This is a genomic window from Devosia sp. (genome assembly GCF_025809055.1).
In the GTDB taxonomy this organism is placed as follows: domain Bacteria; phylum Pseudomonadota; class Alphaproteobacteria; order Rhizobiales; family Devosiaceae; genus Devosia.
Map to the genome: position 1 here is coordinate 3,507,567 of NZ_CP075529.1, position 20,654 is coordinate 3,528,220.

Annotated in this window: 17 protein-coding genes, 2 tRNA genes and 1 pseudogene; 9 read left to right on the forward strand and 11 right to left on the reverse strand. The window is 63.6% G+C overall.

Features of this window, described 5'->3' with window-relative positions; all coding sequences use genetic code 11:
- Window positions 1-108 precede the first annotated feature (108 nt).
- The 5 genes from KIT02_RS17230 to KIT02_RS17250 form a co-directional block, all read right to left on the reverse strand.
- Entirely contained in the window at window positions 109-732 is a 624-nt protein-coding gene (locus KIT02_RS17230; RefSeq protein WP_297580501.1) for an energy transducer TonB, read from the reverse strand.
- 398 nt (window positions 733-1,130) lie between these two features.
- The gene (locus KIT02_RS17235; RefSeq protein WP_297580503.1) at window positions 1,131-1,586 is read right to left on the reverse strand and encodes a biopolymer transporter ExbD; all 456 of its coding nucleotides are present in this window, start codon (window positions 1,584-1,586) and stop codon (window positions 1,131-1,133) included.
- Entirely contained in the window at window positions 1,586-2,482 is an 897-nt protein-coding gene (gene exbB, locus KIT02_RS17240; protein WP_297580505.1) for a tonB-system energizer ExbB, read from the reverse strand. The genes KIT02_RS17235 and exbB overlap by 1 nt, the downstream gene beginning before the upstream one ends.
- A gap of 51 nt (window positions 2,483-2,533) precedes the next feature.
- Window positions 2,534-4,471 carry a TonB-dependent receptor gene (locus tag KIT02_RS17245; RefSeq protein WP_297580507.1) on the reverse strand — a complete coding sequence of 646 codons (1,938 nt, stop codon included), beginning with the start codon at window positions 4,469-4,471 and terminating at the stop codon, window positions 2,534-2,536.
- A 205-nt stretch (window positions 4,472-4,676) separates the two neighbouring features.
- Window positions 4,677-4,753: transfer RNA gene (locus KIT02_RS17250), tRNA-Pro, on the reverse strand.
- A 166-nt stretch (window positions 4,754-4,919) separates the two neighbouring features.
- Here KIT02_RS17250 and KIT02_RS17255 point away from each other — a divergent pair.
- The 4 genes from KIT02_RS17255 to KIT02_RS17270 all read left to right on the forward strand — a co-directional run bounded on the left by KIT02_RS17255 (window position 4,920) and on the right by KIT02_RS17270 (window position 8,515).
- Window positions 4,920-4,994: transfer RNA gene (locus tag KIT02_RS17255), tRNA-Gln, on the forward strand.
- Window positions 4,995-5,108: 114 nt separating this feature from the next.
- Window positions 5,109-7,553 (forward strand): EAL domain-containing protein, encoded by a 2,445-nt coding sequence (locus tag KIT02_RS17260; RefSeq protein ID WP_297580509.1) that lies wholly within the window; start codon window positions 5,109-5,111, stop codon window positions 7,551-7,553.
- A gap of 94 nt (window positions 7,554-7,647) precedes the next feature.
- Window positions 7,648-7,992 (forward strand): metalloregulator ArsR/SmtB family transcription factor, encoded by a 345-nt coding sequence (locus KIT02_RS17265; RefSeq protein WP_297580511.1) that lies wholly within the window; start codon window positions 7,648-7,650, stop codon window positions 7,990-7,992.
- Window positions 7,993-8,002: 10 nt separating this feature from the next.
- The gene (locus tag KIT02_RS17270; protein WP_297580513.1) at window positions 8,003-8,515 is read left to right on the forward strand and encodes an SRPBCC domain-containing protein; all 513 of its coding nucleotides are present in this window, start codon (window positions 8,003-8,005) and stop codon (window positions 8,513-8,515) included.
- Here KIT02_RS17270 and KIT02_RS17275 read toward each other — a convergent pair.
- The gene (locus tag KIT02_RS17275; RefSeq protein ID WP_297580515.1) at window positions 8,512-9,537 is read right to left on the reverse strand and encodes a LacI family DNA-binding transcriptional regulator; all 1,026 of its coding nucleotides are present in this window, start codon (window positions 9,535-9,537) and stop codon (window positions 8,512-8,514) included. The genes KIT02_RS17270 and KIT02_RS17275 overlap by 4 nt on opposite strands.
- A 207-nt stretch (window positions 9,538-9,744) precedes the next feature.
- On the opposite strand from KIT02_RS17275, the gene KIT02_RS17280 reads away from it, so the two are divergent.
- The 4 genes and pseudogenes from KIT02_RS17280 to KIT02_RS17605 all read left to right on the forward strand — a co-directional run.
- Window positions 9,745-11,286 carry a sugar ABC transporter ATP-binding protein gene (locus KIT02_RS17280; RefSeq protein WP_297580517.1) on the forward strand — a complete coding sequence of 514 codons (1,542 nt, stop codon included), beginning with the start codon at window positions 9,745-9,747 and terminating at the stop codon, window positions 11,284-11,286.
- Window positions 11,267-12,271 (forward strand): ABC transporter permease, encoded by a 1,005-nt coding sequence (locus tag KIT02_RS17285; RefSeq protein WP_297580519.1) that lies wholly within the window; start codon window positions 11,267-11,269, stop codon window positions 12,269-12,271. The genes KIT02_RS17280 and KIT02_RS17285 overlap by 20 nt, the downstream gene beginning before the upstream one ends.
- A 57-nt stretch (window positions 12,272-12,328) precedes the next feature.
- Window positions 12,329-13,282, forward strand: a complete 954-nt coding sequence (locus KIT02_RS17290) for a substrate-binding domain-containing protein (RefSeq protein WP_297580521.1) — start codon at window positions 12,329-12,331, stop codon at window positions 13,280-13,282.
- Between the two features lie 79 nt (window positions 13,283-13,361).
- Window positions 13,362-13,475, forward strand: a pseudogene (locus tag KIT02_RS17605) (ST-I family heat-stable enterotoxin); the annotation flags it as partial.
- Here the strand turns inward: KIT02_RS17605 and KIT02_RS17295 are convergent.
- Genes KIT02_RS17295 through KIT02_RS17305 form a run of 3 tightly spaced genes read right to left on the reverse strand, consistent with a single transcriptional unit; the run spans window position 13,441 to window position 16,299 of the window.
- Window positions 13,441-13,638 carry a heavy-metal-associated domain-containing protein gene (locus tag KIT02_RS17295; RefSeq protein WP_297580523.1) on the reverse strand — a complete coding sequence of 66 codons (198 nt, stop codon included), beginning with the start codon at window positions 13,636-13,638 and terminating at the stop codon, window positions 13,441-13,443. The pseudogene KIT02_RS17605 and the gene KIT02_RS17295 sit on opposite strands and share 35 nt — an antisense overlap.
- Before the next feature lies 1 nt (window position 13,639).
- The gene (gene cueR, locus KIT02_RS17300; protein WP_297580525.1) at window positions 13,640-14,047 is read right to left on the reverse strand and encodes a Cu(I)-responsive transcriptional regulator; all 408 of its coding nucleotides are present in this window, start codon (window positions 14,045-14,047) and stop codon (window positions 13,640-13,642) included.
- A complete protein-coding gene (locus KIT02_RS17305) occupies window positions 14,044-16,299 on the reverse strand; it encodes a heavy metal translocating P-type ATPase (RefSeq protein ID WP_297580528.1) in 2,256 nt (751 codons plus the stop codon). The genes cueR and KIT02_RS17305 overlap by 4 nt, the downstream gene beginning before the upstream one ends.
- A 182-nt stretch (window positions 16,300-16,481) precedes the next feature.
- Between KIT02_RS17305 and KIT02_RS17310 the strand changes: the two genes are divergently transcribed.
- Window positions 16,482-17,201 (forward strand): Crp/Fnr family transcriptional regulator, encoded by a 720-nt coding sequence (locus KIT02_RS17310; RefSeq protein ID WP_297580529.1) that lies wholly within the window; start codon window positions 16,482-16,484, stop codon window positions 17,199-17,201.
- Here KIT02_RS17310 and cydC read toward each other — a convergent pair.
- Window positions 17,181-18,860 carry a thiol reductant ABC exporter subunit CydC gene (gene cydC / locus KIT02_RS17315; RefSeq protein ID WP_297580531.1) on the reverse strand — a complete coding sequence of 560 codons (1,680 nt, stop codon included), beginning with the start codon at window positions 18,858-18,860 and terminating at the stop codon, window positions 17,181-17,183. The genes KIT02_RS17310 and cydC overlap by 21 nt on opposite strands.
- The gene (gene cydD, locus KIT02_RS17320; protein WP_297580533.1) at window positions 18,857-20,587 is read right to left on the reverse strand and encodes a thiol reductant ABC exporter subunit CydD; all 1,731 of its coding nucleotides are present in this window, start codon (window positions 20,585-20,587) and stop codon (window positions 18,857-18,859) included. The genes cydC and cydD overlap by 4 nt, the downstream gene beginning before the upstream one ends.
- Window positions 20,588-20,654 lie beyond the last annotated feature (67 nt).

The following is a 20,654-nucleotide window of genomic DNA, read 5'->3' on the forward strand; positions in this document are numbered from 1 at the left end:
TCCCGATTGCTAATGCGTATTAGCATTGATACGTATTAGCAAGCTTCAATCGGGAAGGCAAGGCGTGATGTTTGCGTTGGACTGACGCGGTTGTGAGCAGGCTGGCGCTCAGCGCAGGGCAAACTCGATGGGGACGACCAGGGTGAGCTTGTCGCCCGCCAGGCCCTGGGGCGGGGCAGGGACGGGCGAGGCCCGGGCGATCATGGACATGACCGCCTCATCCAGCACGCCGTGTCCGGACGAGCGGGCAATTTGGGCGGAGAGAACGCGACCGCTGGCATCGATGCGGAACCGCAGGGTTGCTGTGCCCTGCAACCGGCTGCGCTGCGCCGAGGCGGGATAGTCCCGCCGGCGATAGAGGTGCGCGATCACGCGTCCCTGCCATGCCTGTTCGGCGGAGGCCGAAACCTGCGGCGCCGCCTCCCGGGCAGGCGCCGCCGTTGCGCTCGCCGTCGGTGCTGTGGCGGCGGCCGGCGAGGCGGCGGGAGAGGGCGGTGGGGTGGACGGGCGTTGATGCACTGTCGCGGGCGTGGCAGTTCGCGAAGCCTGCAATTGCGGCGACGGCGCCATGGGCAGCGGGACGGCCTTGGGCGGGGGCGCGATCTCGTCCGGTCGAACCGGTCGCGGCATGGGGAGCGGCACGCCCGGCGGCGCGGACGCAATCGCCGCTTCGGGCGACGAGACCTGCGGGTTCGTCAGCAGCGCTGCGGCGGAAGGCGGTTCCGGAGCCATCGGCGCAGCTTCTGAAAATTGCTCGCTCGCCTGGACCTTCGACACGGAACTATCCGGCTCCGGGGCAGGTTCCGGCAATTCGGATTGCGGCTCGGCGGTGCTGTCTGCGATTGGGGTTGGAGCGGCTTCAACCGGGTTGGCGCGCGGCGGTTCCGTTGCCGGCTGAGGCGGCGCGGGTTGCTCCGTGGCAGCCGGGGGCGCCTGCTCCGATGCGAGGACGACTTCGACAGCAATCGCCTCGGCGCGTCCGGAACCTGCGCCGCCCAATTCGCCGCTTGTCCAGATCCAGTGGGCCGCCGCACCCGCCGTGAGGCCGGTCACCAGGACGGCAAATGCCCACCGGCCAAGCTCGGCACCAATGTGGCCCGCGGCGGTATCAGAGCCAACCGGCCCGCGTCTCACGGCGACGGCGCCGCCTCGGGCGCGGCATCCCTGCTCTCCATGCCGACCAGCGCGATCTGCCAATAGCCGGCGTCACGGATGCGTTGGAGAAGTTCGGCCACATGGCCATAGGCCACGCTGCGATCGGCCTGGATAAATATCCGGCGATCCCGATCGCCTTGTGTGAGGACATTGAGCGCGGCCGCAAGCTGGGCCAGCTCAATGTCCTCGGCTCCCAGTGTCATCGTTAGGTCCGCATCCAGCGTCAGCTGGATCGGATCGTCATCGGGCGGTGGCGTGGTTGCGCCCAAAGCCGGCAGGTTGACCGGCAAGGTCACGGTTGCCAGTGGCGCGGCCACCATGAAGACGATCAGGAGCACGAGCATCACATCGATGAACGGGGTGACGTTGATCTCGTGCAATTCGTCAGCGTCGTCATCGGGCTCCTCGGCCCAGCGGGGGCGTGCGGCCATCACCTGGCCTCCCCGGCATTGCCCGAACGCCGGTCCAGGTCACGAGAAACGAGCCGTTCGATCGCGGCGGCGATATCGGCAAGGCCATGACGGTAGCCGGCATTGGCCCGCGAAAAGATGTTGTAGAAAATGACAGCGGGAATAGCGGCGATGAGCCCCATGGCCGTCGCCAGCAGGGCCTCTGCAATGCCCGGCGCGACAACTGCCAGATTGGTGGTCTGGGCTTCCGAAATGCCAATAAAGGCGTTCATGATGCCCCAGACGGTCCCGAACAGACCGACAAATGGCGCCGTTGCACCAATGCTCGCCAGAATGCCGGTGCCGCGCGCCAGTTTTCGCGCTGCGCCGGCGCGCAACCGGGCGAGCCGGGAATGCACCCGATCCAGAAGGCCAGCGCCGCCCGATGGCCCGGCCGCTGTGATGGATGCCTCGACTTCGTCCCGGGCCGCGGCAACCAGGTGGGCAGGGTGATCCCTGAGGCGGGCCAAGGCGGATGCGGCATCATCGAGGCTACGCGCATCCTTCAGTTTTGTGAGGACGCGCCGCGCGGCTGCGGTGGCGCCGATGGTTTCGATGCCCTTCGCGACCAGGATGACCCAGGTCACAAAGGCACAGAAAGCCAGCCAGGCCATGACGGCTTTGACCACGATATCGGCCTGCTCGATCATGCCTCTCAGGGAAAGATCGTGCGGGCGCGCCACCTGGTCCTGGGCCAGAGAAGGCGCGCCAGGTGCCGTGCTATCGGGCACAGCATCGGCATCATCCTGAACCGCGGTAGGCTGTGGCGCGCTATCCTGCGCGAAGGCCACCGGAGTGACGCAGGCCATCACCAGCACCATCAGGCCGATTGGCAGCAGCAGCCGTGTCAGATGCGAGAAACGGCTGTTCATGGCCATGGCTTGATCCGGTGTACGCGCCCGGATCGCTGGTTACATGTCCAGCCCGGACTAGAAGCTGGCCTTGGCACCCAGGTAGAAGGTGCGGCCGGCCGTGTTGATGTCGAGTTGTTCGTTGTATTGGGCGTCGAACAGATTTTCAACGCGACCATAGACTTCCAGCTGGTCGCTGACCTCGTAGCTCAGTCCGGCATTGACGACCGTATAGGCCGGCAGCGTGACATTGGCGTAGGGGAAGCTGGAAAAATCGGTATCCAGCATGTCGCCATTGAAAATGGCTTCGGCATGGAGCGTCAGTGGCACTTCGACAAATCCATAGCTCAGATTGACCGCCCCCATATGACGCGGCCGGCGGATTTCCTGGCTGCCATCGGCATTGCGGGCATCGGTATAGGTATAGCTGGCGCCGAGCGTCAGCCCCTCGATGAGCGCGAGGCTCGCCGAAAGTTCCACGCCTTGCCGCGTACTGATGCCCGGGTCGTTGGTCACCGTGGTGACCGGGAAATAGAGCGCGGTAATCTCGTTTTCGAGGTTCTGGTTGAAATAGGTGGCATCGAGCACGACCAGACCATCGAGCAGCGTCTGTTCGACGCCGATGTCCCAGCCAAAACTGGTTTCCGGCAGCAGATTTGGGTTCCCCACAAAGGTCCCCGGAGTGTAGCCGAACTGCTCGTAAAAGGTCGGATTGGTCGATCCGGTGCCGACCGATGCATGGAGCTTGGTGTCGCTTGACGGCACCTGCCAGGCGCCGCTGACGCTATAGGTGGTGGCATCGCCGAAATCGTCGTTGAAGTCGTGGCGCAGTGCAGCCGTGAGATAGAACTGGTCAGCAAAGCGCCCGCGATACTCCCCGATCAGGGAATGGGTGGTGCGATCCTGCGGCGTGAGCTGACTGGGGTCGAATATGCCGGCGGAGGGCAGTTGCCGGAATGTCTCGTGCACCAGGTCATAGCCCAGCGTGATCGTGTGCTCGCTGCCCGCCAGTTCGGGCGTCTCGAACGTGCGGCCGATTTGGTAGGAGCCCTTGTAGCGCTCACCGGCCAGTGCGGCATCGAGGATGCCTGCATCGTTGATATTGTCGCGGGTAATGCCACCGGCGCTGAACCGGCCCTTCTGCGTCCACAACCCGTCCTCGCTGATCCAGTCTGCGCCGAGCGCGCCGAACAGTTCCTCGACCTCGGTCCTGTCGAGCGTGTCGACCACGCGTCCATAGGTGGGGCTGCCGAAGACGTAGTCGGTGCCATCGAAGTCGGCATTGGTTTTGCCGTAGCGCAGCGTACCGTCGAGGGTGAGATAGGGCGTGACATCGGCCGTGAACCGCGCGCCGGCATTGATATGGGTGGCGCCATCAAGCTCGGAGCCAAAGCTCGAGATGTTGAAGCCCTCGGTGTGCCGCACGGTGAGGGACACCGCGCCGTCAAAATTGTCCTGCCCTGCCTGGACAAGCGCGCTGCCCATGACCGTGCCATCGCTGCCGACTTCGCTGCCCAGTGATACGCGCGGACCGGCCCGGTCGCCGCCCTTGGTCACGATATTGACGACGCCTGCCATGGCATTTGCGCCCCAGAACGCGCTCTGCGGGCCGCGCAGCACCTCGATGCGCTCGACATGGTCGATCTGCAGGCGCCCGAAATCCACCTCTCCCGTCGAGGTCTCGCTGACGGGCACGCCATCGATGAGCACCAGCACATGATTCGCTTCCGAGCCGCGCACCCGCACCTGCGTGATGCCGCCGGGGGAGCCGCTCTGCGAGACCGCCAGCCCCGGAACCTGGCGCAGGATATCGGCCAGATAAGCTGGCTTGCCTGTATCAAGCGTATCGGAGCCGATGACGGTATAGGACCGGCCGAGTTCGGTTTCTTCCATCGGCGACAATCCGCCGACAATGACGATGGGCCCCAGCACCGTTTCCTGGGCCAGTAGCGTCCCGCTCGCCAGGCCCGCCAGCACAGCCGCTGCCGTTGTCGTCAACAGTGCGGTCAATTTCATGTCGTCGGCCCCCGATGGTGAGCGCCAGCCTGCGGCGCCTCAGCGCTTCTGCTTTAGCCAGATGAGCCCGCCCGGCCAAGCACCCGCGGCCACTTTCCCCATGGAGCTTTTACCGGAGGGCAGAGCGCCGCGATCTCATTCGGGCAATCGGCCAGTTCCCTCGGCGAAACGAAAAACCCCGGCCTCTTGCGAGACCGGGGTTGATTGGTCGGAGTAGAGTGATTCGAACACTCGACCCCCTGCTCCCGAAGCAGGTGCGCTACCAGGCTGCGCTATACTCCGTCAAAATCGAGACGTTCGGGATGCTGCCAGGCGCTGGCCGGGCCGTCTTGATGTGGCGGCGTTATAGCCGCGCGGCCCTTTGTGTTCAAGCGGCTCCGACAACCTTTTCTTGGAAGGCATCGCCGTGTTGCGGACCACGGGCAAACCGTGTAGGAACCGCGCCGGATGGGGCGTCGCCAAGTGGTAAGGCAGCGGTTTTTGGTACCGCCATTCCCAGGTTCGAATCCTGGCGCCCCAGCCAGAACCCTGCCAGCTCAATCCCCCATCGCCTTCACCCCGCAGGCGCCCACCGCTTCTCCGTAACCCAACGGTAAGGAGAAGTCCTTAGATTGCGCCGGGGAAGTAGGCGGGTTGTATGGCGTCGTTGGTCCATTTCTTTCTCAATGTGCACGATGTGCGGTTCGTGGCGCTGGCGGCTTTGGTGTGCCTGGTGTCGGCCTATGCCTGCGTCAGCCTGATGCGGCATGCCCATCGCCTTACGGGCCGGCTGCGCTGGGTGTGGCACGCTGTTTCGGCGCTGTCAGTCGGGTTCGGTATTTGGGCGACGCATTTTGTCGCGGTGCTCGCCTTCCGCCCCGGATTTGAGTTTTCCTACGACATTGGCCTCACGGCCGTATCCCTCTTGATCGCCGTTCTCATCTGCGGGGCCGGACTGACCCTGGTCATTTTCGGCTCCGGCCGGCGCGATCACCTATTGGGCGGGGCGGTGGTCGGTGTCGGCATTTCCTCCATGCACTATGTCGGCATCGCCGCGCTGGTCATGGGTGGCACGCTGCGCTGGGACCCGAGCATGGTGACGGCCTCGGTGCTGGCCGGGATCATCCTGTCTGCGCTGGCCGTTATGGCGGCCATGGGCCGTGGCTGGCGCGGGGTGACGCTCGGCGCACTGCTTCTGACCCTGGCGATCTGCGCCATGCATTTCACCGCCATGGGCGCGGCCGATTTCAGTCTTTGCTTCCCGCTCATGTTCGGGAACAGCCAGATCAATGGCGGCATCCTGGCGGTGGTGGTGGCGGTCATATCGCTTTTGCTGCTGGCGGCCGCTCTTGGTGCCATGGTCCTGGATGAAGCCGACCGGCGGCGCACGGCGCGCGAGCAGGCCCGCGAGCTTGCCGATGCCGAGCGCCTCAACGAAATGGCCAGCAAGCTGCAACTGGCCATTACCAATATCGGACACGGCCTCGCCCTGTTCGGTGCCGATGGTCGCCTGCAGATCAGCAACCGGAAGCTGCTCGATATTCTGTCCTTGCCGGCAGACCTTGATCTCACCGGCCTGCATCTTGAGCGCATCTGCGAACTGGCGCTGGCCACGCAGGATCGGCCGTCATCGGACACGAAGCTGTTGGCGCATGAACTGGCAGAGCGCCATTTGGACCTCTCGCGTCGTGGTGGCGGCGAGGCGATCGAGGCCCTGGGTGCCAACATAGTCCTGCGGATCCGGCACAGCGCTATCGATGGCGGCGCCTGGGTGACGACCGTCGAAGACATTTCCGAGGACCGTCGGCGCGAGGCCGCCATTACTCATATGGCCCAGCACGATGCCCTGACCGGCCTGCCCAATCGGGCCCGTTTCGACCAATTGCTGGATGTGGCGCTGAGAGATGCCGAGGGTGGCGACGACAATCTTGCGGTGATCGCCATCGATCTCGACGGCTTCAAGGAGATCAACGACACTTATGGCCACGAGGCCGGCGACCATGTGCTCATCAACCTGGCCGAAGGACTAACCAGAATTCTGCGCGAGGGTGAAGTGGTCGGCCGCGTCGGCGGCGACGAGTTTTCCGCCTTCAAGCCATTCACCAACATGGACGCATTGCGCGACTTCCTGCAACGCATCGAAAGCACCGTTTCTGGCCGGGTCCCTTATGGCGATGTGGAACTGGCCACCGGCGGCAGTATCGGCGTCGCCATCTATCCCGATGATGGTGCCGACCGCTCAAAGCTGCTGAGCAATGCCGACCTGGCCATGTATCGTGCCAAGGCCGATTTCGATCAGCGCGTCTGCTACTATGAAAGCGAGATGGACGAATATGCGCGCCAGCGCCGGGCAATGGCCCGCGATATCTGGACGGCGCTGGAGGAGGACGCATTCACGCTGGTCTATCAGGTGCAGCGTTCGGTCTCGACGTCGGAGGTCACCGGCTATGAAGTGCTGATCCGCTGGGACCGCCCCGGATTCGGCCCCGTCTCCCCGGCGGATTTCATACCCGTTGCCGAAGAATGCGGCGCCATTGCCGCCATTGGCGCCTGGGTGTTGAAGACGGCATGCCGCGAGGCCGCTGCCTGGCCGGAGCCCCACAAGATCGCCGTCAATGTTTCGGGATTGCAACTGGCCCAGCTCGAACTCGTGGACATGGTGCGCATGGTGCTGTTCCAATCCGGCCTGGCGCCCGAGCGGCTGGAACTGGAAGTCACCGAAACGGCAATCATTGCCGACAAGAAGCGCGCACTGCACATCCTGCGGCTGATAAAGACCCTTGGCGTTTCCATCGCCATCGATGATTTCGGCACCGGCTATTCCTCGCTCGATACGCTGCGCAGCTTCCCCTTCGACAAGATCAAGCTCGATCGTTCCTTCATGTCTGAAGTGGAAACAAACGAGCAGTCGAAGGCCATTGTCAGGGCGATCCTGGCGCTGGGCCGGAGCCTGTCCGTGCCGGTGCTCGCCGAGGGCGTCGAGACATCAGCCCAGTTCGACGTGCTGCGCGAGGAAGGCTGCAACGAAGCCCAGGGCTTCCTGCTCGGCCGGCCGGGCCGCATCGATTGGTCCGACTATATGGACGTTTCCCTGCGGGCCTGACGGCCTATCGCCCCCATTTTCATGTGTCCCCGCCTTGACGACGCTTTGCACATCCTGTATTTAACTGAATAGTATAATACTAAATGGTTGAATTATGACGGATGACCCGCTCTCACAGACGCTCAATGCCCTGGCCGATCCTACGCGGCGAGCAATCCTGGCGCGCTTGAGCCGGGGTGAGGCCAGTGTCAACGACCTGGCGGAGCCGTTTCCAATGACGCTCGCGGCGGTGTCCAAACACATCAAGGTACTGGAAAGCGCCGGCCTCGTGTCGCGCGGCCGCAATGCGCAATACCGCCCCTGCAAACTGGAGGCCGCGCCCATGCGTCAGGTCGTGACCTATCTCGAGTTCTACCGCAGGTTCTGGGATCAGAACCTCGACCAACTCGATGCCTATCTCACCAAATTGCAAACCCCCGAAAACGACAGCAGGAACTGAGGTTACAACCATGAATGACCAGGCCTTTCCCAACCCGTTCAAGACCGAATTGCCGACCGACGCGCCGCTCATCATCATGTCGCGGACGTTCGCGGCCCCGTTGGCGCTGGTGTGGAAGGTGTGGACCGAAAAGGAACACGTCGCCCACTGGTGGGGGTTCGGCAACAACGAGGTCGTCGAGTATGACGTGCGCACCGGCGGCAAGTGGCGCATTGTCGGCCTGTCGCCCGATGGCACGCGGTGGGTGATGTTCGGCACCTACCTTGCGGTTGAGCCCAAGCATCTGATCCGCAATACATTTGTCGTCGAAGGCGCCTTCGAGGAAGACGAGCGCTATTACGAGGAGCACCATTTCGAGGAAAGGGACGGCAAGACCTACTACCGGTCCATCTCGAATTTCCCCGACTTCGAAATGCGCGACGCGACCGTCGATACCGGCATGGAGTGGGGCGCCAATGTCTCCATGGTCCAGTTCGATGCGATCCTTGATCGCCTCATGGGCAAGGACGGGGGCGCGGCCTAGCCGTGTTCGGGCCGGGTGACCGAGTTTCGGACGATCAACTCGGCCCTGAGCAGCACTTCGCGCGACTTCGGCTGCTCACCGGCCAATAGGGTGAGCAGCAGTTCCATGGCCGCCTCTCCCATCCGGTGACGCGGCTGCTTCATCGTCGTCAGCGACGGGGTGAGGAAGCTGGCAAAGGAAATGTCGTCAAAGCCCATGATCGAAAACTGCCGGGGCAGGTCGTAGCGCCGTGCATTGAGGGCGATCATCACCCCCATGGCCGTGGCATCATTGACGCAAAAGAAGGCGGTGGGCAGCGCATCGCGCACAAACATCAGTTCCGCGGCGGCGCGCCCGCTCTCGGTGGTGCCCTCACCATCGATCACCAGCCGCGGCTCGACGGCGATACCGGCTCCGGCAAGCGCGGCGCGATACCCCTCTTCACGCAGGCGGCTGACTTCGCGATGGGGCGCGCGCCCGACATAGGCGATGCGGCGGTGCCCCTGGGAGATGAGGTGCTCGGTGGCGACGCGGGCCCCTTCGAAATTGTCCACGCCGACAAACGGCACACCCTGGCCGATCACCGGCTCATTGACCGCGACCATGGGCGGCAGGCGCGCCTCTGCAGGGCTCTGGCCGAGACCAAAGGGCAGGTGGCCGGTAAACAGGATCAGCCCATCGGCCTGGTTCGAGCTGATAAAGCGCAGATAGTCGGTTTCGCGGCTCGGATCGTTCTGGGTATTGCCGATCAGGAGCCCATAGCCGCGCTTGCTGGCCTCGGTTTCCAATCCGACGAGGATGTTGGTGAAGTTCGGGTCGCCAACGTCCGGCGCCAGTATGAGGATCATATTGCTGCGGCGCATCCGCAGTGAGCGCGCCATGGCATTGGTGGTGTAGCCGGTACGCGCAATGGCGTCGGAGACCCGGCGCCGCGTGGCATCGGCAACCTTTGTCGGCTCGTTGATGGCGCGGCTGACCGTGGCGATGGAGACGCCAGCCATGGCCGCGACATCTTCAATGGTGGCCAGCTTTTGTTGCTGCACTTGGCGCTCCGCCCTCCACGCCGGACCTCCACAAATCCAGCGCGCTCCAGCCCTTAGCAGATCAATCCGGCGCCGCCAGCGCGATCCGAAAGGTTCCTCACAATTCGATCACTGTAAACCTTTACATCATTCATGAAAACCTTTACATCATCGGTTGAGCAGAGAGCGTCGCAGCAAGCGGGCCCGGCTCGGGGGAGGGGTTCTGGCATGGTTGAAGAGCAGGCAAAGTCCGCCCAGCCGATTCTGTCGGCCAACCGCATCTCCAAGTCATTCGGCGAAATTCCGGTGCTGTTCAGCATCGACTACGACATTGCGCCCGGCGAAGTGCATGCCATCATCGGCGAAAACGGCGCCGGCAAGTCGACGCTGATCAAAATTCTATCGGGCATCGAGCAGCCGACTTCGGGTTCGATCGCTTTCGATGGCGAGACTGTTGTGCTGCCGCCGGACGGCAAGGCCGAAGCCCTGGGCATCGTACTCATCCACCAGGAACTCAACCTGGCCGAGCACCTCACGGTCGCCGACTCCATCTTTCTGGGTCGCGAACTGAAGCGCGGACCATTTCTCGATGTTGGCGAAATGCGCCGGCGGGCAGCGGCCATCATGGAAACGCTGCATGTGACGGTGGATCCCGACGCCCGGATTTCGAGCCTGTCCGTCGCCGACAAGCAAATGGTCGAGATCGCCAAGGCCATCAGCCGGGATGCGCGTGTCCTGATCATGGATGAGCCCACGGCAGTGCTTTCGGTGGGCGAAACCCAGACGCTGTTCGAGCAAATCCGCCGCCTGACGGCGCGGGGCGTGGCCGTGGTGTTCATTTCCCACAAGCTCGACGAAATCATGGAACTGGCCAATCGGGTCACGGTGCTGCGCGACGGTCAATTAATCGCTACTGTCGGCACCGAGGCCCTGACCCCGGACAGCATCGCGCAGATGATGGTGGGACGCGAACTGTCCAACCTCTATCCGCCCAAGCATGAACCGGACGTGGATGCGCCGGTGGTTCTGCGCGTTGCCGGGCTGCAGACCAAGTCGGTGACAGACATTTCCTTCGAGTTGCGGCGCGGCGAAATACTCGGCTTTGCCGGTTTGATCGGGTCCGGGCGAACGGCGGTCGCCGAAGCCGTAGTCGGCCTGACGCACCGGCTAGCCGGAGAGGTCGCGCTCGACGACCAGGCCGTGAACTTCACCCGCGTGGCGCAATCGGTGGATGCCGGGCTCGCCTATATGACCAAGGATCGCAAGGGCAAGGGTCTGCTGCTCAACATGGGTCTGCGGCCGAATTTGACGCTGCTGACGCTCAGCAAACACCTGCGGGCAGGATTTCTCGATACGTCCAGCGAGCAGCGCGCGCTTGACAGGGCTGTCCGGCGCTTCGACATCCGCGCTCGCGACGCCTCGGTGGCGGTCGGGCGCCTTTCAGGCGGCAATCAGCAGAAGCTGATGCTGGGCAAGACCATGGAAAGCGAGCCCGACATCATCATCATGGATGAGCCGACCCGCGGCATCGATGTCGGCACCAAGCAGCAGATTTATCACATCATCGCGGCGCTGGCCGCCGAGGGCAAATCGGTGATCGTCATCTCCTCCGAATTGCAGGAAGTGATTGGGCTCAGCCACCGCGTCGTGGTGATGCGCCAGGGCCGGATCGCGGGCGTGCTCGAAGGCGCCGAGATCACCGAAGAAGAAATCATGCGGTACGCCGCGGGCATCAAGCAGAGTGGACACGATGAGCGTATCAGCGCCTGAAATAGCGCCCAAGGCGCGCACCGGCCTCAAGCTGGATCTGAAGACCGTTGGTCCCCTTGTCGCGCTGGCCCTGCTGGTGCTCCTGGGCATCGGGCTGAACGAGAATTTCCTCAGCTACAACAACCTCACCAATGTTCTGGCCAGATCCAGCTTCATCGGCATCATCGCCATTGGCGCGACCTTCGTCATCACTTCGGGCGGGCTCGACCTGTCGGTCGGCTCGATGGCGGCGGTGATTGCCGGGGTCATGATCATGGTGATGAACTGGCTGATCCCCACCTTCGGCATCGGCTGGGGCGTGATCCTTGCCGGCATGGCCGCCGGTATTCTGCTCGGTGGTGTTGCCGGTGTTGGCAATGGCCTGATGATCACACGCGGCCGCATCGAGGCTTTCATCGTTACCTTGGGCACGATGGGCATATTCCGCTCGCTGGTGACCTTCCTCGCCGATGGCGGCACGCTGTCGCTCAATTTCCAGGTCGCCGACGTCTATCGCCCCGTCTATTACGACGGCCTGCTGGGCATTCCTTACCCCATACTTGTCTTCGCGCTGGTGGCGATCGGCGGCGAGATCGTCATGCGCCGCACCGCCTTCGGCCGGCATTGCGCTGCCATCGGCTCCAACGAGCAGGTGGCCCGCTATTCCTCGATCAATGTCGATAATGTCCGGCTGATCACATACATCCTGCAGGGCGTGCTGGTCGCCGTGGCCGTGCTGCTCTACGTGCCGCGCCTGGGGTCGGCCTCGAGCACCACCGGTGTGCTTTGGGAACTCGAAGCCATCGCGGCAGTGATCATCGGCGGCACTACCCTCAAGGGCGGCTATGGCCGCGTCTGGGGCACTGTCGTGGGTGTCATCATCCTGGGGTTGATCGGCAATATCCTCAACCTGCAGAGCTTTATCAGCCCGTATCTCAACGGGGCTTTCCAGGGCGTCATCATCATTCTGGCCGTGCTGCTGCAACGCCCACGCCGCGCAAGCTGAACGGCCGCGAAACGGATTTCATATCGCCCGCAAATGGGCATTTTGGGAGGACTGACAATGAAACTGGCAAAAACCCTTCTGGCGTCGGCGGTGCTCGCCACTGGCCTGGGCGGCGTCGCCCTGGCGCAGGACGATACCGTGACCATCGGCGTTTCGGTTCCGGCCGCAACCCATGGCTGGACCGGCGGCGTCAACTACTTCGCCCAGCAGGCGATTGAGCGCCTGGGCGCCACCTACCCCAATGTCGAATACGTCTTTGCCTCTTCACCCGACTCGCCCAAGCAGATCGCCGACATCGAAGACATGGTCTCGACCCGCGGCATTGATGCCCTGGTGATCCTGCCGGGCGATCCGGACGCGATGACCTCGGCCATCAAGCAGGTCAAGGATGCCGGCAAGTTCGTCACCGTGGTCGACCGCCAGCTGTCCATCGACGGCGTGGAAAACCTCTACGTGGCCGGCGACAATCCGGGCCTTGGCGCCAATTCGGCTGAATACTTCAAGGAAGCCATGCCGGATGGCGGCAATATCGTCATCCTGCGCGGCCTGCCGATCCCGATCGACCAGCAGCGTTTCGACGCCTTCATGGCCGGCATCGAAGGCTCCAACATCACCGTTCTCGACGATGAGTTCGCCAACTGGAACCGCGATGACGGCTTCAAGGTGATGCAGGACTTCCTGACCCGCTTTCCCGACATCAAGGGCGTCTGGGCTCAGGATGACGACATTGCGCTCGGCGCGATCGAAGCCATTCGCCAGGCCGGCCGCGAAAGCGAAATGTTCATCGTCGGCGGCGCCGGGATGCAGCAGATGCTGCAGCGCGTGCAGGCCGGTGACGCACTGGTGCCGGTGGATGTGAGCTACAGCCCGGCCATGATCGCGACGGCCATCGAGCTGACGACCTCGCACTTCACGGGCGGCATCCAGGTTGCGGGCCGCTACATCCTCGACTCGACCCTGATCACGCAGGACAATGTCGAAGGCTTCCTTGACGCAGAAAGCCCGTTCTGAGGCTTGCAACGCGCGAAAAAAGGGGGCGTCCGGTCAACCGGGCGCCCCTTTTTCCTGGTGACAAGCTGTCGCAGGAACTTCATCGGAATCAACGCATTACTGCTGCGAGCTCCGGGCGGCGCCTGCCTGTTTCGGCGCCGCTGGAGCTCACCAGACAACTACGGCTCCGGCGTATATCCGGCATCGCGAATAGCCGCTTCGCCCTTGGCCTTGTCGCCCGTGAAGCTCACCTTGTGGGTTGCAAGATCGATCTCGATGCGGGCACCGGGCAGGGCCTCTTCGAGGGCCCCGCGCACGGTGCCGACGCAATGGCCGCACGTCATGTCATTGACGGTGACTGTCGTTTTTGGGTCCATCTCAGTTTCCCTTCTGTTTTCCGTGTCCGGCCAGATCATCCAGGATCGGACAGTCCGGTCGGTCGTCGCCATTGCAGCAATGCACCAGGTGCTTGAGCGTGTTGACCATGCCTTCGAGCTCGGCGATCTTGGTCTCCAGCCCTGAAATATGACCGCTGGCAATTTCCCTGACGTCGGCGCTGGCGCGGCTCCGGTCCTGCCAGAGAGCCAGCAGCGCCGATGTCTCATCCACTGAAAAGCCGAGCGTGCGGGCGCGCTTGATGAAGCGCAGGACATGCACGTCGTCGCCGCCATAGACGCGATAATTGCTGTCTGTGCGGCCAGCCGGTGAAATCAGTCCGATCTGCTCGTAGTAGCGGATCATCTTGGCCGAGACGCCGGAGCGCTCGGCCGCCTGCCCGATATTCATAGGCGTACTCCTTCTATGGCGCGCAGGCGTTGTGCATTGCCCACGACGAAGACTGATGACAGGGCCATGGCTCCTGCGCCGATCATCGGCGAGAGCAGGATACCGAAGGCGGGGAACAGGACGCCGGCCGCGACCGGGATCAGCAGTGCATTGTACCCAAAGGCCCAGAACAGGTTCTCGCGAATGTTCCTGAGGGTCGCGCGGCTGATGCGGATGGCATTGAGCACCCCCTTGAGGTCTCCGCCCAACAAAACCACGTCGGCGCTTTCGATGGCGGCATCCGTGCCGCTGCCAACGGCAATGCCGATATCGGCCTCGGCCAAAGCAGGAGCATCGTTGATGCCGTCGCCGACATAGGCCACCAGCCCGTGACCGGACCGCAGCGACTTGATGGCCGCGACCTTGTCCGCAGGCAGGACTTCGGCACGCACTTCGTCAATCCCGAGCTTGGCGGCGATGGCCCGGGCCGTCCGCGCATTGTCGCCGGAAATCATCGCCGTCTTGAGGCCCATCTGGTGCAGGGCGTCGATCACGGCACGGCTCGACGGCTTGATGACATCCGCGACCACAATGGCGGCAGCCGGGCGACCGTCGATTGCGGCAAATACCGGCGTCTTGCCTTCCGCCGCCAGGCGGGCAGCAGCGTCATCAAAGTCGGACAGATCGAGACCCTTGAGGAGCCTGGCGGAACCGACCTCGACCTTGCGGCCATCCACGGTTGCAGTAATGCCGTGACCGGGGTCTGAATCAAAGGCCGTTACATTGCCCAGGTCGAGGCCGGCCTTTTCGGCCGCGGCAACAATGGCCGTTGCGATCGGGTGCTCGGAGCGCGATTCAGCGGCTGCCACCAGGGCAAGGACCTCGTCGTGCTCGAAATCATCATCGAGGATGATGTCCGTGAGTTCGGGCCGCCCGGCCGTCAGCGTGCCGGTCTTGTCCAGGGCCACGACCTTGGCGTCGCGCAATTGTTGCAACGCCTCGCTCTTGCGGAACAGAACGCCCAGTTGTGCGGCCCGCCCGGTGCCGACCATGATCGACATCGGCGTGGCCAGGCCCATGGCACAGGGGCAGGCGATGATGAGGACGGCGACAGCATTCACCAGCGCATAAGTCAGTTTCGGATCAGGACCGACCACGAACCAGACCACTGCGGTCACAATGGCCAGCCCGATGACGATCGGCACGAAAATGCCGGTGATCCGATCCACCACCGCCTGAATGGGCAGCTTGCCGGCCTGCGCGTCTTCCACCATGCGGATGATCTGGGCCAGCATTGTATCCCCACCGACCTTGGTGGCCCGGAAGCTGAAGGCACCGGAGGTGTTGAGCGTACCCCCGACCACTTCTGCACCGACGCCCTTGGACACCGGCAGGGGTTCGCCCGAAATCATCGATTCATCGATATGGCTGGCGCCATCGACGATGTCGCCATCGACCGGGATTTTTTCCCCCGGCCGCACGAGGACGATATCGCCGGTCCGCACATCGCCAATGGCAATCTCGCTAACCTTGCCATCCCGCTCCACGCGCGCCGTCTTGGCCTGCTGTTCCATGAGCTGGCGGATGGCCTGGCCGGTGCGGCCCTTGCCAATTGCCTCAAGCCAGCGACCGACCAGAATAAGTGTCACGATGACCGCCGCGGCTTCGAAATAGACGAAGCGGGTTTCCGAGGGCACCAAGTGGGGCGCGAACGTGACCACGCTCGAATAGAGCCAGGCAGCGCCTGCGCCGAGGGCCACCAGTGAGTTCATCTCCGGCGCGCCGCGCAGCAGGGCTGGAATGCCGATGCGGAAAAAGCGGATGCCCGGAACGAAGAGCACGAAGGTCGCCAGCGCGAAATAGCCGATATAGAGCAAGTCCATCGGCACGACCGACATGACCCACATATGGAACGGCATATAGGCATGGCCGATCATCTCGATCAGGAAAAGGGGCAGGGTGGGGATGGCCGCAAGGATGACATCGCGCCGCAATTGCGAAGCGTCTTCATCGTGATGGTGGGAATGATCATGGGCGGGCGCATCGGCAGCGCGGGCGCGCGCTTCATATCCGGCCTTGCCGATGGCGGCGATGAGCGCATCGGTGTCGCCACCGGTCACCATGGCGCGCTCTGTCGCCAGGTTGACGGACGCTGTCTCGACGCCCGGCACTTTCAGCAGCGCCTTCTCCACGCGGTTGACGCAGGATGCGCAGGTCATGCCCGAGATATCGAGCGTGGTGGAGGGGCTGTGGTCGTGGACGTGTTGGTTCATTTTTTCACCTCGTCCGAGAGCATATAATCCTTCCCATGATGGGAAGGTCAAGGGCTGTCTGGTCGGCTTTCGCGATGGGTCGGATTTTGCCAGACAGAATGCGACCAGTTGGCACAGCGACAATGCGGCTTCTTATACAGGGACCTGTCTGCGCCTAATTCTTGAGAAGTCAGGAGCGCGACATGCAGACATCTCGCAAAGACATCCATAATTCCGACACGCCGAAATTGTGCCAGAGCTGTGAGGCCCGGCATCAGGGCATTTGCGGCGCGCTCACTCCCGATCAACTTCTCATGCTGTCGAAATCTACTCGGCGGGTATCGCGAAAGGCCGGCGAAGAACTTCTGGCCGACGCCATGCCCATTTCCAGTTTTGCCAATGTCCTGCGCGGGGTGGTGAAACTGACCAAGGTGCTCGAAGATGGCCGCCAGCAAGTGGTTGGCCTGCAATTCGCCCCCGACCTCTTGGGGCGGCCCTTTGCTGCCGAAAGCCGCGTGAGCGCGGAAGCTGCTTCCGATGTCGACCTGTGCCTCATCTCCAAGCCGGCCATGGAAGCGCTGCTGCAGCAGAGCGCGCCGCTTGAACACCGGGTCATGATGCAGGCCCTGCGCGAATTGGACGAAGCGCGGGACTGGATGGTCACACTGGGGCGGAAGACGGCGACTGAAAAGGTCGCGAGCTTTCTCTACCTGATCGCCACGCATATCGATCCGCTGGAGGCCGATGCATCCTGCTTTGAGCTGCCCCTGAGCCGGGCGGACATTGCCGACTTTCTCGGTCTCACCATCGAAACCGTGAGCCGGCAGTTCACCAGGCTCAAGTCCGATGGCGTGATCGAGATCACCAATTTCCGCCAGATCGGCATACCTGACCTGGCGCGGCTACGCGTCCATTGCGGATAGCGTTGGTTCCTCGGACAGGACGCCCGCATTAAGCGTCAGCACGCGGTCGACCGTTCCGGGCGGCACGTCGGCATGGGTCGCCATGATGATGGTCCGGCTGCTGGCCGCAAGGGTCAGGGTTTCAAAGAAGGCCAGCTCGGTATCCCGGTCCAGGGCATCTGTAGGTTCGTCCAGCAGTATGACCGGCGCATCGGAGAGCAGGGCCCGCGCGAGGCACAACCGGCGCGCCTGGCCGGCCGACAATGTCCGCCCCGCTTCGCCCAGGACTGTGTCGAGCCCACGCGGCAGGCTGCGGATGAACGCGGCCAATTGCGCTTTCTCGAGCACCGCCCAGAGCGCGGCATCATCCGATCCGGGCCGTGCAATCAGCAGATTGTCGCGCACGCTGTCGATGAAGATCGGGCTCGACTGACTGAGGATCGACATGTGGGCGTGAAGGCTTTCCGGGCGGTAAGCCGACAAGGGCAGGCCGGCCAGCGCGATGGCGCCGGTATCCGGTTCGACCAATCCAAGCAGCAGATGCAGCAGTGTGGATTTGCCCGATCCGCTCGGCCCGACCAGAGCCACCTGCTCGCCTGGATGAACGGTGAGGTTCACATCGGTGAGGACAGCCGGACCATCGTAGGAAAAGGTCACGTCCTTCAGGACAATGTCCGCATCGGACGGGACTGTGCCAATCGCATCCGGGGAGAGTATCGGCGTGGGCAGGCTGGTGATGTGATCGAGACGTTCGGCAGCCGCCAGCGCGGCTGCGGCCTTGCCGACGCTGCGCACGATGACGGCCGTGGCCTCAAAGCTCCCCAATACCGCCAGCAGCAGGCCCGCCACCGCCGGTCCATCGATGTGGCCGGCTTCCATCGCGGTGAGCCCGATCCAAAGGGTCGCGACGAGTGCGATGGCTGCTAGGGCCTGCACCGTAAAGCCGGCTACAGCCGCGTAGGCGCTGAGCCGGGTGCGCAGGCCTGCCGCGGTTTGTGCGGCATTGCCAAAGCTCAGGTCGGCTTGCCCCAGTGCGCCGAGCACATTGAGATCGACATGGCCAGCGACGCCGTCGAACACGGCCAGGCGCATGTCGGCCATGGCGGCGACGCTTTGTCTGGCGCTGGCCCGGCCAGCGGTCACCAGGGCGATAGGCACAACAAGGGTCGCGACCAGCATCGCGCCGCCATAGGGCAGGGCGGCCCCCGGCAGTAGCACTGCGAGAACGGCGGTGACAATGCCGCCAACAATGACGGCCGAGAACAGCGGGCCGATGGCGACGAGGAAGCTGGTGTCGAGCGCATCGATGTCGGCGGTCAGCCGCCCCACCAGGTCGCCGTGGCGCAGGGATCTGTCCTTGAGCGGGAGGCGCGGGAAGAGGGCGCCAAAGAGCCATCCCCGGAGGTCCGACAGGAGTTTTAGCGTTGCATCGTGGCCGACAAGGCGTTCGCCATAGCGGGCCAGGATGCGGATGAACGAAAAGGCCCGCACCGAAGCAGAGGGCACGAAAATGTTGAAGCCGAGACCCAGGGTCGTCAGTGCCGTTGCCGTAATGAACCAGCCCGACGTGCCGAGCAGCGCAATGCCTGCACCGAGGGCGACCAGCGAGAGAAGCAGGGTCAGCCCCCAGGCGCCGAGTCGCTTGTGAAAGAGGGGCAGAAACGTCAGGAGCGCTCTCATGCAATCCCCCGCAACCTGGTGCCCGCCGGTGTGCTCAACAGATCATGTCCGGCAATGCGCCATGCCTTGTCCATCTGCGCCGCCACGGCGCGCGAATGTGTAGCGACGACAAGGGTTCGTCCCCGGGCATAATTGAGGATTGCCGACATGACTTCGGCCTCAAGCTCGGCATTGAGATGGGCGGTAGGCTCGTCGAGCAGCAGCAGGCCGGCATCGCGCAGGAACAATCGCGCCAGGGCCACGCGCTGCGCCTGGCCGCCGGACAGCCCGATGCCGTTTTCGCCGATGAGCGTATCCAGCCCCTCAGCAAATGCCGCCGCGAACCCCGACACCCGTGCCTGATCGGCAGCCCGCCCGATTTCGCGGCGCGATGCGGCAGGGCGTGCCAGGGCAATGTTCTGCGCAATGGTGCCGTGAACAAGCCGGGGTTTTTGCGTGAGCAGGAAGGTGCGGCCCCGCAGCTCCGGTATGTCCCAATCAGCGAGGGCGCGACCATCAAGGGAAAGCTGCCCGGCATATTGGCGCAGGCCAATCATGGCTTCCAGCAGGCTCGATTTGCCTGAACCGCTGCTGCCCAGAATGGCCACATGCTGCCCGGCCTGAACGCGCAGGTTCGCGTCGATCAGTACGGGCCTCATCCGGTCCGGCGTGCGCAGGGTCATGGCGGCGATGTCGACGGCAATTGCGGGACTGGAGACGGGTGCAAAATCGGTCAGAACCGGCCGCGTGCCCGGTTCGAATCCTCCCAGTTGCGCCGCAATCTCGGTCAGTGCCGCGCGCGCGGCCGCACGGTCGTGATAGTGCGCGGCAAGCAGGCGAAGAGGGTTGTAGATCTCCGGCGCCATCAACAAGAGGAACATGCCGGTGTGCAGGGTCAGCGGCACGGAGCGGAGGTGCAGATAATCGATGAAGGTCAAACCCACATAAAGGGCGATCCCCGCAACGCCTAGGGCCGCGAAGAATTCGAGCACGGCGGAGGACAGAAATGCGATCCGTAAGACACGCAGGGTCCTGCGCCGTAGCGCCTCGCTGGCCAAAACGATATTCTGCGTTTCGGCCTCGGCGCGCCCGAGCAGCTTTAGCGTGAGCAGGCCGCTCAGCCGGTCGGCAAAGCGGCCGGACAAGCGGGTCAGCGCCTGCGCCTGCCGGTCTGTTGCAATCTGCGCGCCCCAGCCGACCAGCGCCATGAAAACCGGAATGAGGGGTGCCGTCACCAGGAACAGGACGCCGGCAACCCAGTCCAGCGGCAGGATGATCGCCCCGAAAATCAGGGGCAGGAGGGCCGCCTGATAGGACGCGGGAAGATAACGCGCAAAGAAACCATCCAGAGCCTCGATCTGATCGACAATGGCGTTGGCGGTGACCCCGGACTGGGGGGCATCGGGGTCCCGTGGCGCACGGGCTAGACTCTGCGCGAACAGATCGCGGCGCAGCGCCAGCTTTATGCGCTCGGCCGCCAGAGTCCCGGCCTGTTCGCCGATTGCCGAAAGCCCGGCGCGGATAAGAAGAAGGACCAGAATGGTGGCTATCGCCGGCATCAGACTTGCCGCGGGCGCGGCCATCTCGATGGCGTCGCCCAACACCCCGGCGAGAAGCCATGCCTGCCAGAGCAGCAGGCCGCCACCGGCCAGTGGCGCCGCGATGGCCAGTTTCAGCGCCCATCCGCCGCTGCTGCGCAACTCAGATAGGTGTCGATTGCCGGCTTTGATGTCGTCGGTCTTGGGCATGAAACGGGTAGGGCGCGCGGTAAGGGTCAGTCACGAAGCATCAGTCTAACCCATTGGCTGGGGGCGG